The organism is Pseudomonas sp. Pso3, assembly GCF_055393275.1.
Genome location: NZ_AP043687.1, coordinates 4,763,153 through 4,777,469, shown reverse-complemented (window position 1 = coordinate 4,777,469; position 14,317 = coordinate 4,763,153). Strand labels below are relative to the sequence as shown.

The 14,317-nt window shown below is 61.4% G+C and carries 16 protein-coding genes; 4 read left to right on the top strand and 12 right to left on the bottom strand.

What is annotated here, in order from left to right; translation table 11 throughout:
* Positions 1-24 precede the first annotated feature (24 nt).
* On the top strand, positions 25-495 hold the full coding sequence (locus ACZ5R1_RS22415; RefSeq protein WP_042135426.1) for an antitoxin Xre/MbcA/ParS toxin-binding domain-containing protein: 471 nt from the start codon (positions 25-27) through the stop codon (positions 493-495).
* Positions 492-995 (top strand): RES family NAD+ phosphorylase, encoded by a 504-nt coding sequence (locus tag ACZ5R1_RS22410; protein ID WP_042134811.1) that lies wholly within the window; start codon positions 492-494, stop codon positions 993-995. The genes ACZ5R1_RS22415 and ACZ5R1_RS22410 overlap by 4 nt, the downstream gene beginning before the upstream one ends.
* A gap of 272 nt (positions 996-1,267) precedes the next feature.
* Here the strand turns inward: ACZ5R1_RS22410 and ACZ5R1_RS22405 are convergent, their stop codons facing one another.
* The 9 genes from ACZ5R1_RS22405 to ACZ5R1_RS22365 are packed head-to-tail and all read right to left on the bottom strand — an operon-like array spanning position 1,268 to position 8,759.
* Positions 1,268-4,135, bottom strand: a complete 2,868-nt coding sequence (locus ACZ5R1_RS22405; protein ID WP_464712733.1) for a conjugative transfer ATPase — start codon at positions 4,133-4,135, stop codon at positions 1,268-1,270.
* A complete protein-coding gene (locus ACZ5R1_RS22400; protein WP_464712732.1) occupies positions 4,135-4,563 on the bottom strand; it encodes a TIGR03751 family conjugal transfer lipoprotein in 429 nt (142 codons plus the stop codon). The genes ACZ5R1_RS22405 and ACZ5R1_RS22400 overlap by 1 nt, the downstream gene beginning before the upstream one ends.
* Entirely contained in the window at positions 4,544-5,938 is a 1,395-nt protein-coding gene (locus ACZ5R1_RS22395) for a TIGR03752 family integrating conjugative element protein (RefSeq protein WP_464712731.1), read from the bottom strand. Before ACZ5R1_RS22395 ends, ACZ5R1_RS22400 begins: the two co-directional genes overlap by 20 nt.
* Positions 5,925-6,815 (bottom strand): TIGR03749 family integrating conjugative element protein, encoded by an 891-nt coding sequence (locus ACZ5R1_RS22390; protein WP_464712730.1) that lies wholly within the window; start codon positions 6,813-6,815, stop codon positions 5,925-5,927. The genes ACZ5R1_RS22395 and ACZ5R1_RS22390 overlap by 14 nt, the downstream gene beginning before the upstream one ends.
* Positions 6,812-7,480 carry a PFL_4703 family integrating conjugative element protein gene (locus ACZ5R1_RS22385; protein WP_464712729.1) on the bottom strand — a complete coding sequence of 223 codons (669 nt, stop codon included), beginning with the start codon at positions 7,478-7,480 and terminating at the stop codon, positions 6,812-6,814. Before ACZ5R1_RS22385 ends, ACZ5R1_RS22390 begins: the two co-directional genes overlap by 4 nt.
* Positions 7,477-7,896, bottom strand: a complete 420-nt coding sequence (locus ACZ5R1_RS22380; protein ID WP_464712728.1) for a TIGR03750 family conjugal transfer protein — start codon at positions 7,894-7,896, stop codon at positions 7,477-7,479. Before ACZ5R1_RS22380 ends, ACZ5R1_RS22385 begins: the two co-directional genes overlap by 4 nt.
* 21 nt (positions 7,897-7,917) lie before the next feature.
* Positions 7,918-8,289 (bottom strand): TIGR03745 family integrating conjugative element membrane protein, encoded by a 372-nt coding sequence (locus ACZ5R1_RS22375; RefSeq protein ID WP_115946408.1) that lies wholly within the window; start codon positions 8,287-8,289, stop codon positions 7,918-7,920.
* A 12-nt stretch (positions 8,290-8,301) separates the two neighbouring features.
* Positions 8,302-8,541, bottom strand: coding sequence for a TIGR03758 family integrating conjugative element protein (locus tag ACZ5R1_RS22370; protein ID WP_115946264.1), 240 nt, complete (start codon positions 8,539-8,541; stop codon positions 8,302-8,304).
* Entirely contained in the window at positions 8,538-8,759 is a 222-nt protein-coding gene (locus ACZ5R1_RS22365) for an integrative conjugative element protein, RAQPRD family (RefSeq protein WP_464712727.1), read from the bottom strand. The genes ACZ5R1_RS22370 and ACZ5R1_RS22365 overlap by 4 nt, the downstream gene beginning before the upstream one ends.
* A gap of 642 nt (positions 8,760-9,401) precedes the next feature.
* Here ACZ5R1_RS22365 and ACZ5R1_RS22360 point away from each other — a divergent pair.
* Positions 9,402-9,659 (top strand): hypothetical protein, encoded by a 258-nt coding sequence (locus ACZ5R1_RS22360; protein WP_288505142.1) that lies wholly within the window; start codon positions 9,402-9,404, stop codon positions 9,657-9,659.
* 134 nt (positions 9,660-9,793) lie between these two features.
* Here ACZ5R1_RS22360 and ACZ5R1_RS22355 read toward each other — a convergent pair whose 3' ends face one another.
* A complete protein-coding gene (locus tag ACZ5R1_RS22355; protein WP_377709006.1) occupies positions 9,794-10,681 on the bottom strand; it encodes an NAD(P)/FAD-dependent oxidoreductase in 888 nt (295 codons plus the stop codon).
* Positions 10,682-10,799: 118 nt separating this feature from the next.
* Here ACZ5R1_RS22355 and ACZ5R1_RS22350 point away from each other — a divergent pair, with 118 nt between their 5' ends.
* Positions 10,800-11,243 carry an Rrf2 family transcriptional regulator gene (locus ACZ5R1_RS22350; RefSeq protein ID WP_314559745.1) on the top strand — a complete coding sequence of 148 codons (444 nt, stop codon included), beginning with the start codon at positions 10,800-10,802 and terminating at the stop codon, positions 11,241-11,243.
* Between the two features lie 262 nt (positions 11,244-11,505).
* Here ACZ5R1_RS22350 and ACZ5R1_RS22345 read toward each other — a convergent pair whose 3' ends face one another.
* On the bottom strand, positions 11,506-12,228 hold the full coding sequence (locus tag ACZ5R1_RS22345; protein WP_464712726.1) for an IncC plasmid conjugative DNA transfer DtrJ family protein: 723 nt from the start codon (positions 12,226-12,228) through the stop codon (positions 11,506-11,508).
* Entirely contained in the window at positions 12,221-14,311 is a 2,091-nt protein-coding gene (gene traD, locus ACZ5R1_RS22340) for a type IV conjugative transfer system coupling protein TraD (protein WP_464712725.1), read from the bottom strand. The genes ACZ5R1_RS22345 and traD overlap by 8 nt, the downstream gene beginning before the upstream one ends.
* Positions 14,312-14,317: the final 6 nt, after the last annotated feature.

Genomic DNA, 14,317 nt, shown 5'->3' with positions numbered 1-14,317 from the left:
CAAATGACGCTGGAGGATTTTGTCATGACTACTGTCACCAGCCGGTCGACCAAAGACTACAACCTAGCCAAGCCGACATGGTTTCTCATCCATGTTGATGCTGGCCAGCTTAGTGATTACGACATCTACAAACGCACTACAGAGGGCTTTTACCGTCACGACGTAGATGCATTGATTTCGGCATATCAGCCTCTGGCGCACAAAAAGATCACCAGCCGCATCATTGGCAAATCGATCCGTACGCTGCAACGCCAGAACAGCGCAGGCCGCTCTGAAAGGCTGGATGCTCTTCAAAGCGCTATCGCGTTCCAGTACGCCAAGGTGCTAGAGGACGCGATCAATGTGTTCGGTGACCAGCAGCTTGCAGAGCAGTGGTTGAGTCGGCCCTGTAAGTATCTCGACGGAGACATTCCTTTAGATGTCATCCATAACCCGATGGGGTTTCAGGCGGTCGAGGACTATCTAGAGCGGATTAAGTACGGGGTCTATCAGTGAATGCTTTGCCTTGGTCGGGAGCGTGGCATGCCTGGCGCCTCGATCGTGCTGAGTTTGCGGACACATGGGACAAAGGAATCGGAGCTCATAAGGTGGGTGGCCGATGGAATCCGCCGGGGCGCCACGTTGTGTACGCGGCTGCGGATCCTGCTACCGCGATCTTGGAAGTCGCGGTCCACACCGGGTTTGACCTGCTGGACATCGTCCCGCATGTGCTGACTTGCTTCACTGTGCTTGATCCAGACCTGATCAAGGTCGTGCAACTCGAGGACGTTCCTAACCCCAATTGGTTAACAGGTGCCCGGCCTTCCTCGAATCAGTGTCAGTTCGGGGACAACCTGTTAGATAAGCATCCGTTTGTTCTCATCCCCTCCACGGTATCTCGACACTCGTGGAATCTGCTCATGAGCTGCGATTTGGCAGAAGGCTCATACCGGTTGGAAAGCCAGGAGCGGTTTGGCCTCGATACGAGATTGCTTAAAAAAGTGAGCGAAGAGTAGAAAGATCAAAAGCGTTGCTAACGCAAACCCATAACTCTGATTTGCGTTTCGCATGCTTTCGGGTGGATTTTCCAGCGTGAAACCAGCCTTACGGATGTGAAGCACCGCTCCTGCTGACGGTAAATTACCGCCTCGCTTGGATAAATCGATTTGGCCACGCTTGGGTGGAGCATGCAGATTGGGGTAGGCGTTTTCTAGAAAGCCTATGGCAGCGCGGCGACTGATCATCCCTGCGGATAATGAGCGACAGGTCTGCCTGAGCGCCCGCTCGTTCAGTTAGGCGGCGGCCTAGGAGGGTCAAGGAGGGCCGTGGTAATGCCACGCTGCTGGTCAAGCGCCTCTGCCATCTTGAACGCTGCGTCCAACTCGCTGAGCCCGTCCTGTTGCACATAGCGGTAGCGCTCAGCTTTTTCTTCCGGGTCGGTCATGGCCAAGGCCAGAACCAGGCTAGGTGGTATCACGCGAAAGAGCGTTTCCATCGACTTGGACAGGATGACTCCTTCGCTAAACTTGCCGGCTTCCTTGCGTGCCGAGCGCATCAAGGCCTTCTGAGCAGGCGTTAGCTCGCGAAAGCGGGCGATCTTCTCGACCTCATCGGGCGGCATCGACAGGCAGATCCACCACTCGATCATGTTGAGCATGGGTTCAGCCGCCGCTGGCAAATCGTCCAGATTCTGAGTGGCCAGCCAGAACCAGGCGCCGAGCTTTCGCCACATCTTGGTGATCTTGACCACATAGGGTGCCAACAGTGGGTTCTTGGTGATGATGTGTCCTTCGTCGGTGACGTTGATCAAGGGACGCCCCAGGAACTGATCGCGCTCAGCCAGGTTGTTCACGGCGTTGATGAGGCTGACGTAGGCCACGGCAAGCTGCGCGCCATAGCCCTCCCGGGCAAAGGTCGCCAGATCCACCAGGGTGATGTCAGCCTCAGGCCACGGCGTGCCAGGGCGATCAAAGAGTTCGCCGTCGCTGCCCTGACAAAACAGGCTCATGGCTTCGGCCATGTCCAAGAGGCGGGCGCGTCGAGGTTCGGGAAGGGCGTCGTCGCGCGCCTGTTCGCGTAACGTGGCGCAAAGATCGCGGGTCAGCACGGGCTGTCCCTGCGCTACACAACGTTCGGCGGTCGCCAATAGGCACTGACGCAGCAGGCTCCGGTCTGCGCGGGTCATGCGTGCGTCCTCGCGTGGATCTCCGCCGGTGATCATCAGGCGCGCGATGATCTCCAGTTCGCCCAGGACATCACGCTGCTCATCCGACGCCTCTGACTGATTACCCTCTGTACTGTCGAGCGCTTTGGGGGAGGTCGGTGTGACCAGCCGCCAGGCATCGGCGAAGGGTGCCAGGCTGATGCCGCTGCCCGGTGTGAGGGTTACGCGGTGAACGGACAACCCCAGGCGGGCGGCGAAGTCGGCAAACAGTCCAAAGGAGTTACCGGCCTCGACGATGAATAATCGAGGTCGGTACAGCGCGGTCACCTGCTGCAGCAGGTAATTCAAGGTCGCGCTCTTGCCCGACCCGGTTGGACCGAACAGAAACAGGTGGGCGTTCATCTGGCGATCAAGGCGGCTCAGCGGGTCGAAGGTCACCAGACCTCCACCTCGATTGAAGAAGGTGATGCCGGGATGACCCGTTCCCGTACTACGGCCCCAGACAGGGGCCAGGTTCACGGCGTGCTGCACGAACATCAACTGGGTATACCAATGCCGGCGGTCGGCCGCAGGATCAAAGACTGCGGGTAGCCAACGAAGGTAGCTGTTAAGCGGCGCCACCTCCGCGTCTTCGCGTACCACCTGCAGGCCTGCCGTCAGCAGCACGTTGTTAAGCGTGTGGCAGCGTTGGCGCAGACTCTCCATCGCCGGTGCGCGCACATAGAACGCCAGCGCGCCTCGATACAGCTTGTGCTGTCCGCCAATCAGGGCGCGGGCCTGCTCGACGTCCTGGCGGGTGTGCAGGGAGGCCAAAGTGTCGCCCACGGCCTTGCGTGCCAGCGTATTGAGCTGCGCTTCCAATCCATCCTGTGGCGTTGCGACTACCGTCAGGCACATCACCGTGCCCGCTGGTAGCTGATCCATTACCGCGTTAAGAGCCTCACCATGCCGCATCTCACCGCTCAGGTGGCCTGCTTCCGGAGGCTGACGCAGTCGATCAACCACCAGGACGCGATGAGGCTGATCGTCGAAGTACCACACCCCTGTTGTTCGGTCTGAGCGAGGTGGCGTGAAGAAAAGGCGCTGCGCAAAATCGGTCCCGCTGGCCAATTCCAGGGCGTCGGGTGGTGTCGTGTCCGGATAGCGGGTCAGGGTATAGAAGCGTGCCTTGTCGGCGTCGGTATGGCCCAGGTGAGTGGGATCGGGATTGAACCAGCGGAGCAGCCAATCATGGATGGCGGCAGCGTCCAGGCGTGTGCTGGACACACCCGCGCTGGCGAGCGCCGCTGTAAGGCGGTCGCAGGTTGCATTCAGATCCTGCTCAGGCGCTGACACAGGGCTGCGGCGCGTGGTGGCGGGAAGGCGCCGGTAGACGACCATCCGGGTACGGCGGTGCTGCCCACGCCAGGGCAACTGGGTCACGGTGGTGTCGTCGAACAGTCCGCCGGGCGTGCTGACGGCCTGCAGGTGGCGGGCGGTCAGGCCCAGGTAGTAGTCCGTGAAGACGCTGTGACGTGCGAGAGGGCGGACGTAGTCGGACAGTGTGTTTAGGTAAGTCTCGAAGGTGGGCTCGTCCTGGGCATAGAACTGTACGACCCAGGGGCTCTCGTCGTGCTCATCGAGTGTTTCCTGCAGAGCGGTTTCTACGGCGTCGCGCGCTTGCGCGAACCAGTCAGGCTCGCGTCCTTCTGTCGCCAGTGGTTGCAACTCGAAGAAGGCCGCCACCGAGCGGCCATCGTCCAAGAGCATGCACTGCGCATCAGGCAGGTATTCCACCCACGGCAGGAGATCGACGAACGAGGGCACCTGGCCGTACAGCCTGTCCTGATCCGCCTGGGTAGCAGGCCGGCGTTTGGACGGGTCCAGGCAGGCGCCCGGGGCGGCCAGCCCGTGCTTGGCTAGCCGCATGACATGGGCCTGCCAGGCATCCGGCGAGTGAGGATCCAGTGTCGTCTGGCGCAGGCGCGGCCAGCGGAGCCAAACGCGGCGCATCAGTAGTCCTCCACGCGCTCACCGGGCAGGGCGTAGGGTACGTGTCGATAGAGCGGAAATACTGTGCTGTAGCCTGGTACCGGAACCGACTCCTCGCCGGCCAAATGCGGGAAGACATACATCACCAGGTCAGGGTTGGGCAGGCGGGGAAATTGCTGGTTGAGTACCTGAGCGCGCTGGCGCAGGTCCGCACGCGTGCCGCTGGAGGGGTGCTCATCTGCGACGGACAGTGGGCGACGCACCTGCTGCCGGGCCTCGCTCAGGCGAGCCTCGGCGCCCTGGACACTGCTTGTGTAGGTACGCCAGAGGTCGAGCATGGTGTGATCACCGGGCGGCAGTAGCTTGTCCTTGCTGGCGCAGCCTGCCAGCACTAGGGCCAGCAGCGGAGTGGCAAGCGCGAAGGTCACGTCAGTCCAAGGGCGCTGCATGGAAGCCTCCTGTCAGGTGATGAACGCGTCGCCCCTGGGGGGCGTGATCCAGCGTGACGGGCCGCTCCAGGTGAACGGCAACCTGGGCGCCGGGTTTGACGTACACCGCCGCGAAGGCCTGGCCATAGAACCGATTGACCCACTGCGACAGGTCCTGCATGCCACTGGCCAGGATCTGGTTGAGCGCCCCCTGTCCGGACATGCGGGTGGTGCCGAACGTGCCGGCGCCGCTGAAGACGGCATGCGTGCCCTTGTCGGCTGACAGGAGCGATGCCGCGCCAGCACCTGCTGCGGTCATCAAGGCCTGCGAGCCCAGGTACTGGGCCGCATTGCTACGCCGCTCACCCGCTACGCAGGGAATGCCCTGGTCATCGCTGATCCAGCCCAAAGCGTTGTCTGCCGACTCACCGCGTCGGGCCTGGCCGCTGGGCGGGTCATCGTCAGGTAGGGTGCGGATCGTGCCGTCGGTAAAGACAAAGGTCAGGCTGCGGATCTGTCCGCGGATGCAGGACAGAGTCCAGTCACCGGAGGCCGTTCCGCTAACCACGGCGCCGGCCACGTCGGGTAATTCGATGCCGTTGGCGGTCAGGTTGTTTGGGCCGATCAGCACCTTGAAGGGGTAGGGGTCATTCACCGTGCCGTCGACGGGGACGCGGCCGATCAGGGCCGTCATGGCGACCGAGCCCACCAGGGTGGCATTGGCCGGCAAGGTATAGACCGGTTTGGCCGGAGCATCAGGTGCGTGGCTCATTCGGTCGTCAGGGGCTGGCGCAGGTGGCGACTCAGGGGCTAATCCCAGCTGCAGTGGGTGCGCCTGGCTCTTGCTGGACGCAGCGTCAGGCGGCACATCGCTTGGCTCAATCCAGCGCAGTGGTACTTCAGTCGACGCCTCTTGGGTGGGCTCCAGGCCGAGCCCTACCGGCAGCGCCGTGGCATCGTCCTGTGCGGGGGTGTGCAGGCGCTGCTTGACGTCGTTGAGCAGTTGTTCGGTCTGCTGCCGTTCACGCGCCAGCTGCTCCTGAGCCTGCTGCAGCTGCGCCCGCTCAGCCTGCAGGGCGTGTTCGATTCGCTGATCAACCAGCGCGGTTGCATCCTCTGGACGGCCGGGCGCATGACGTGAGTGCTGCACATCGCGCGTTGCAGTCTCCAGCTCCTGACGCAGCTGCTTGACCTGCGCCACCAGGGTCGCGACGGTGTCCCGAGGGGAGTCGCCTTCAACCCCCAAGGCAGCGCGCTCCTCTTGGGTCAGCGCATTAGCGGTTTCGGGCTCAACATCAGACGTACTGGAGGACCCGGTGCATCGCGTAAGGCCAACGACAGTCATCATTCCGGCCAGGGGAATGGCTGCCCATTTGAGTAGGCTACTGATCTTCATCGACATTACCGTGGCGCAGCGCGGGCAAGACAGGAGGGCGAGGTGTGACGTCTGGGAAGGGCGTGACCCTGGGGAGCACGGCGCCCCGCAGTCCCTGGTGGCGAGTAACGAGATAAACCACTGTGGTATCGGTGGCCTGACCAGACGGGCCAAGGTCGGGGTGCTGGAAGGTGGCAGCCACAAAGTCGCCCTGTAGTGCCTCGGGCACCAACGCGATAGGACGTGCGCTTTGATTGCTCAGGCGAACTGCGGTGACTCGCAGGTGCTGCAGTTGCCAGGCGGCAAGGGCGTGTGCCCTAACCGGTAGCCCCGGCAACAGGCTGTCCAGCGGCAGCTCTTTCTCCACCGCGGCGGAGCGAATGCCCTCGACTGGCTCAAGGGTGCGTAAGGGGGCATAGAGACGCTGGGCGGCATAGCGGGTCAGGGTCATCGCCAGGGCCGCGTCCGGAGCGCTCTGAGCAGTACCGGCTTCGGGCGTAGTCGACGCGGGCGACGACTCTTCGCCTGGCGCATCCAGAACGATTCGAATCGGCTCCGCTGGCGGTTGACCCGATTTGGCCGGCTCTGCGGCGATGTCGAGCAGGATGATCATGCCCGTCTGCACATCCTGTACCTGCAGCCGCGTGGGCGGAAGCACGGTGCTGGCGCGCAGGTACAGCGCGCCGCCGGTGCTTTGGATACGCAAGCGATCACTCAGGGCTGTAGGGACGCCAACGCGCACCTTGCGATCAAGGAACACGACACGTTCCTGGCCTACCGTAAGCGGCACCGCGAGGGGCAGGCGCTTCCAATGCAGGATCTGTGTGGCATGACCGGGTGCTGCCACACCGAGCCCAAGGAACAGCGCGGCGAGCAGGGATAGGGGCTGGCGAGTCATGTGGCGGCTCCTGATTCTTGAGCAGGCGTCGGGTCCGGATGGGGGTCGATGCGTTGTGGCGGCTGGGCATAGCAGTCCAGCGCAAGGCCGAACGGGTTGTGCTCGGGGTCTTGATCCAGCCGTACGACCTTGAGCTGGTAGCGCACCAGCGCCCGCTTGATCTGCTCGCTGCTGTAGTACTCATCCGCCGTCAGATCCAGCGTGACGACCCAGTCGCGAGCCGAGATCACCCTGACCCTACGCGCCGGGTCCTCGCCGTAGCCGCGTCCTGGGATTTCGTAGAGGCCCCGGACACGTAGCCGCAGCTCGCCGTTGGCGCGTCGACGCTGATAGTCCTGCTCGAGGAAGGCCTGGCAGGCGGGCGTGAGGTAGGCCGAGAGGGTTTTGAGGTTGCGCGGGTAATCCGCCTCGCCATCGCTGGGCCAGCGCTGCAGCTGCTGCCAGATGTAGAAGGCGAAGGCATAGACGTTTTCGGGCGGTACGTCCCACCAGCGTCGAGTGCTGCCTGAACGCAGGTCAGGCGGTATATGGATGGTCAGATCCCGCGGCGCGCTCCACCAGCCGAGGCCCAGTAGCAGCGCCAGTAGGGCCAGGGCACCGGCGGCCAGGCGAAGGGTGCGTATGTGCGCCTGCAGATGCACGATTTCGTGGCGAAAGCGGCTCATGACCAGCGCTCCCCTTCACGCAGGACCGGCCGGGAGCGTCGTGTGCTCCAGGTGCCTGAGCGAAGGATCAACGCCTGTCCGCCGACCCAGGCGGCCAGGAAGGGGAGGCGGGTTGCTACCTGCCATTGCAGGTGCCGATGCAGCCAGGTATCAGGTCGTCCGCGCTTGAGGGTCTGCAGCAATCCGCTGCTCAGGTAGAGCCCAACCGCCAGGGTGATGAGGATGCCGGTGGGCAACACCGCCAGCTGCCCAACCACAACCGCCAGCGGCAGACTCAGCCCTAGCCCGATCAAAGCAAACAGCGTGGTGGCAAACCAGAGTTCGTCCGCGGTCAGGCCTCGAACAACGGCCGGTTGGCGATTGAGTCGATGGGGCAGGAACAGAACCTGGCCGTCTTCGGCGCGTACGGTCTCCATGTTAAGGATCGGCTCCGCGCGTCAGAGCACACCGATGGCGGTGGTCAGCAGCCAGATCCCCACGACCAACAGCATGGCGCCTACGGCCACGGTGAGACCAAATTGCCCCCAGGTGGCGCGGCCAGTGTGGATCTCGGAGTAGCGGGTATAGGCGTGGTAGCACACGCCGATAAACATGGACGCCACGACCAGCAGCGCAACCAGCATGACGATGTCGTAGCCGTAGTTCTGCAGGGTTTGTAGGATGCCGGTGCCCTGGCCACGGGTGGGCGCTTCCATCTTGGGTAAGCCAGCGGCGTAGGCGCCTTCAATCAGCCCGATACCACTGACGGCCGTCAGGGATTGAGCAAGACGGCGAGGGCAGATGCGCAGCAGCGACGTAGACACGTTCAGGTCCTCCACAAGTCAGGAGAGCAGTAGAAAAATCAGGGCCAGGTACAGGAAGAAAAAACGCACCGCGACGCCCAGCAATTGGCGTTGGGTCATGCGGTGTTCGGCCCAGCTCACGAAGGCCGTACGCAGGGCCCAGACGCCCCAGAGCTGAAAGACGGCAAAGACCAGGCTCAGCACCACCGTGGAGACGGCAGCAGGGGTGAAGCCACCGCTGGCCTGAAAGGCGGTGCTCTGTGCGGCGGAGAGGGTCATAGCGAGGACGCCTCATGTGGATCGACCTCGCGGGCGTAGTCACCTGCCAGCTGCTGCAGATCCCTGGGCTGGGCACGGGACGGTGTCAGGTAGTGTTCGATGCCCTGGCGGATGCGCTGCAGGTCTTGCTGCAGGCGGGCATAGTCGAAGTGGTAGCGGGTGCCTGCAGGGGCTGCGTGCGCAGCGGTCTGAACGGCCAGGTGTTCAGAGATCGTCAATTGCCGGATGACGGCAGCTAGCTGCTCACGTTCAGCGTCACCGTCGCCCGCCCATGCATGGGGGGCGCTTAGGGCAACCGAGAGCGGTGTGAGGAGGAGTGCCCACTGAAGTAGGGCGAGGCCTTTGCGCGTTGCCATCTTGCTCGCGTCCTGAGCGATTCGATGGCGCGAAGGTGCCGTTTACGGGAGCGTCACGCCGCAGAAAATCCGATTCAGCGCGTACCCGGTTTTTTGTAGACGGTGGCCTCACCGAGAAAGCGGAGCGCACGCCAGCCGGTTTGTTGGTTGCAACCGGTAACCGCGAACGTTAGATTTTGGCTGTCGTGGTCAATCCCGCGACCGGGCGTGAGAACCTGGAAGTTGTCCAAGGCGCGGTAGCGTCATAGTGCTTAGCCAGTATTTGCATGCTGCGCTAATGCTCCTCTATGGCGGGCCGTGTGAGGCAGGCTTTTGCCTGGCCGGTTCCCTTGGACGCCGGATTCTCACCCTTGCACGGTCCGCCTCCTATGCTCGTGAGAAGGCTGGTAGGCGGTTCCTTAACCTGTCCAAGGAGTAAAAGGAAAATGCCTCGTCCTCCTTTCAAGCCCGGGCTCCGCCTGGCACATCCGACTACGTGTCTTACCTCTCGCATGGAGGTGCGCCATGACTAGTCGCACTAGCACCATAGTCCCTTTTCCAACGCCTCTGCTTCGAGCGCGCCAGCCAGACTTCGAGTCGGATACGCCGGAAGCCGAAGCTGAGTTGCATATTTCAGTGCTGAACGATCTGCTGGATCAGTTGGCGTCTGAGTCGGTAGAGAACGGAGAACTTCGTCAGCAACTGCTTGCGTCGATGATGCGCGAGTTGCTTAACGATGTTGTCGTGCTTTACCGCCAAGCCCTGACAGAAGCACGACGTTAACAACCCTCTTGAGCAATGACGCTGCACCTGTCAGATAAGGTAGAGCTGGCAGGTGCGCTACTGTCCTTGCCAAGAAGACAGGTTAATACGTGCTAGTGCTTTGGTAGAAAGCCGGCGGCCTGAAGTTGCTTCGCTCAGCGAAAGATCAACGACTGGTGAGCTGCGCCACCTGTGCGAGCACCGTCGCCGACCGCGATCGCCACGTTACCGGCAGCCACTGCCGCATCTCCGCAGGCAAACACGCCTGCCACGCTGGTTTCCCGCATCTGATCTACTGTCAGGAAATCGCCTAAGGGACCGCTTTCAACGGCAAGGCCCAACTGCTTGATCAGGGGGTTGTTCAGATGCGTGCGTGGTTGGACGAACAGGCCTGCAAGCGTAATCACATGACCACTGGCCAGTGTCACTTCCAACCGCTCCCCACCAATAGAAACAACCTGCTCTTGCTCGAGCAAAACGCCACGCTGTGCAAGCTTCTCGCTTTGCTCTGCATCGGGCTGGAAGGCGCCGTTGAGGAATAAGGTTGTTGCTCCCCAATCAGGCAGCATCAGGGCCTGATGGATAGCGAGTGGTGAGCTGGCCAGGACACCGATGTTTCCTTTGTCCAGCTCATACCCATGGCAGTAAGGGCAGTGGAAGACCTGTCGCCCCCAGCGCTCAGCCAAGCCAGGAATATCTGGCAGCTCATCGGTGACGCCGGAAGCCAGAATCAGCCGACGGGCATTGAAGGTGAGGCCATCGCTTGTAGCGATAGAGATCACATCGGCCTGTTTCTCTACTGCAACCGCAGACGCGTCATGCCAGGTGACGGATGGGTAGGCGAGTAGTTGCCGACGTGCTTGGTCAGCAATTGCATCTGGGCTGTTGCCGTCTTGCCCCAGGAACCCATGAGACATGGCAGCAAATCGATTACGGCGTTGCGCAGCATCAATCACCAACACAGAACGGCGCGCCCTGGCCAGTTGCATGGCAGCGGACACGCCGGCGTAGCTACCCCCCACAACGATCACATCGTAGATCATGGAATTTCCCTCGTGAATTTCAGGAAACAACATAAGTTACGTGATGAGCGAAAGTCTAGATCTTGTAACTTTTCCTGTGTCGAGAGATGCTGGCCGGCTGGAATGAGGCTTTTGAGCTATGAGAAATGACACGCGCCTATCGCGGATGCTGCATACGCTGATTCACATGGCTCGCCATGAACAGCCTGCGACGTCTGACACGTTGGCGCAGATGCTGAGTACTAATCCGGTAGTCGTGCGCAGGACGATGGCCCTGCTCAAGGAGCAGGGGTACGTTCGCTCTGAAAAGGGTCATCGGGGAGGATGGATGCTGGCAAAGCCCCTTGCAGAGATCACACTGCTAGATATCCATCAGGCGCTCGGGTCGTCGTCGATTTTCGCCATAGGTTTGGCGACCGATCATCCCGAATGTCTGGTTGAGCGAGCCGTAAACAATGCGCTGACCGAGGCATTCGATGCCGCGCAGGCTTTGCTGCTGACGCGCCTACGAAGTATCACGCTGCAGCAGCTAGCGGATGACTTCGAACAGCATGCTGAGCTACTCGAGACGACCAGAGCGTAACGTCTTCGTGCGATTCGGGTTGATCCTTAAAGCCCTGCCTGGGAGCAGCTTCTATCCATCAGGTGGTGAAGTAAAAGGACCGCTCGTTGGGCGGCTTATCGTGCTTGGCTTGATGAGCGAACAGCTGGAGAACTGCTAAGGGTTATAATCTGGGCCCGCACGATCAAAAGACAGTGCAGGGTTCCACGTGAAACGTGTCGTAGCCCGGCTGGCGATTACTGCCCTAGATGTCTTGCTTAGACGGAATAGCCGAAGCTGTTCGTCAGAGATGCTTCTTGAATGATCCAATGGCGATTGCGGCCATCAGTCCGGACAAGATCGCACTCACAATCGCAAAGCTGGCAATAGACAGACTGATGGGCAGCACCAGGTACATGAACCCTGGCAGCAGCGTGAGTGGAACGAAGAGGGCCTTCGCGCGGTGATGGAGATAGCCCGATTCACGTTGTACGTTAAAGCGGCGCACCTGCCGTTGGACCAAGCCGTCTACGGTGCCGACGAGCGCGCTCAGTATCAGCAAAGGAAGCGCCTGAAGCAGCAGTAGGCTTCGCATGCCAACGCTCAGCGCGCTATGCCGGGCTGCAGATAACGCCTCTTTTACCCCCGAACGTTCTTTTGCCCAAGGCAGGCTCGGCGTTCTGTGGCCAAGGAGGCTGGGTACGGCTGGGAGCCTGCCCTGCAGCTCGATCCATGGGTTGGATAGCGCCATGAGCTGTACTGAGCGTTGGGTATCTCGCCACATACGAGAAATCGACTGCCATCGATCCGGCCAAGGCGTGCGGGTGAGATCGCGTCGATCCTGCTCGTAAAGGATCTGCGCGTGCAGATCGCGGTTATCCGGCCAAACGAACAGCATGCCGAAACCTTCCAGCAAAAGCCGAAGGAGCAGCGCGGCGCACAGCAGGCCCAGGACGGTAAAGGGCAGTAGCAGAAGCTGGGTAAACCCTCCGTAACGACGCGGCCGGGCGTCTACAGCTTCACTCATGAGGAGATGCCTCAGCAATCGAAGTCACCGGTGGCTCTGGGGCGGTCGGGAGTGGTGAGTCTGGTTCGCCAGATGGCTCAGCCGTCTTGGGTCTGAACGGGCGCCGACGCATGGCAGCGGTCAACGCGCGAAGATCAGCCGGTAAATCATCATCGGTGTCTGGTAGCGGTAAGGGCATGCGAACCTTCCACAGCGCACCGCCTTCAAGCAGCGCAAAGCACTGCCCCTTGGGCAACGCGACGAGATGAGCAGGCTCAATCAGAGGCCGGCGGCTGCCCACGAGCTGATCTTGGGTGCTGGAGGTGAAGGCACTGGCGGCCTGTGGATCAGAGGTATCGGTGACGCTACTGGATTGCGCGGGTGTATAGACGTCGACCTGTGGGAGCTGGCGGGTCAGCAGTTCGGCTGTGGCTGTTTCGCGTACCCTCAGCATGAACAGGTTGTTGAAGTTGCCAATCACCTGACCTGCCTTGGCGCGATTACCTAGCCGTGCCTCGATATCCGACAGGGTCTGGGTATAGGCCGTCACCTGAACGCCAGCGCCGCCGCCCTTGTTGACCAGGGGGATAAACTCATCACCCATCAGTTCGTTGAATTCATCGGCGTGCAGATTAATGGTGGGCTTGGTGCCTGGCTTGCCGCCGGGTAATCCGCTGTCGACGCCGAACTTGTAAAGGTGTCCGGCCACCGAAACCAGATCTGCAAACATGGAATTGCCTACCGCTGCGGCGACCTCGGCATCGGACAGGGCATCCAAGCCCACATAAACAATGGCGCGTTGGCGAACGACTTGTAGCCAGTCGAAGATCGGCCGCGGATCCTGCAGATCCTCGTAGTCAGGCGAGAGCAACTGGACGATCTTGCCGGTGGTGAGCTTCTCCAGCAGGGGCAGGAGGGATGCCACAATCTTGTCGAAAAAGCTGCGCTCGTAGCGCACGGCGCTGCGCAGGCCATCGAGCACCGGATCGAAGTGATGCGTACTGGAAAGGTACTGCTCGAGGGCAACGACTCGGATCTCCCGCCCAATCATGTGCCGCGGCAGATTACGGTTGTTCAATCCCGCCTCAAGCTTGAGGATCGCCTCCCACGCGTCGGGCTCACGTGTGGCGAAGTAGTGTTCGGCATACTGAATAAACAGCGCATCGATGTTGATGACATAGCGCTGGATCAACCGATAGTCAGGGCGCTGACCCAGCTCCACCAGCGCGCGCGCAATAATGTTGACGAAGCGCCAGGCAAACTCGCGAAAGGCGGCGCTATCGCCTTCACCGGAGAGTTGCCCGGCAAGACGAGTAGCCACCTCGGAGATACGACCAAAACGGCCGACGGCGTTGTACCGAGCCGAGCTGTCGGGCCAGCCCAGGTGGAACACCAAAAACTCCTGCTCACGGCCGGCGCGTTTGGCTTCGGCGTACATCCGCTTGAGCAGATCTGCATCGCCTTTGGGATCGAACACGATGACCACTTCATGCTCGCCCTGCGCATTGCGACGGCGGATGTCCTGCGCGATGAAGAGCTCGGCCAGCCGCGTCTTGCCGACCCGCGTGGTACCCAGTACCAGCGTATGGCCCACACGCTCGTTCAAGGGTAGGCAGACGTCTTGTTCGTCAGGCTCGACGCCATGCAGGCGAGGCAAGCCGCCAATGGCGGCTTGAGTCAGGGGAGCGCGCCGCGAAGACTGTTTGAAAAGGTGTTGGATAAAGCGGCCATACCGGCCTGGCTCGACATAGCGGCGGCACTGCGGCAAATAGGTCTCGAGCAAGCGTTGGGTATGCCGCGCCTCCCAGCGAAACCCACGGCCGATGAACAGCGTTTGCGTGCTGACCGGTATCGCAGCGCTGGACAGGGTGTAGGCAGGCAGCCGCCGAAGATTGCGTCGGTAGCGCAGGATGCGATAAGCCTGATACAGCCGTGCGGCGGCGAGGCATAGGAATGCCGTTGTGGCGAACGAGGCCATTGGGGCCGAGAGCCCGAGCGTTTCGGGAATGAGTGCAACAAGGCCAGCCGCTAGCATGCAGGCGCCAACGCTGTACAACTCCACGGCTGGACGAAGCCAGCGCTCATAGCCGGTCGGATGGGACATGGCCTG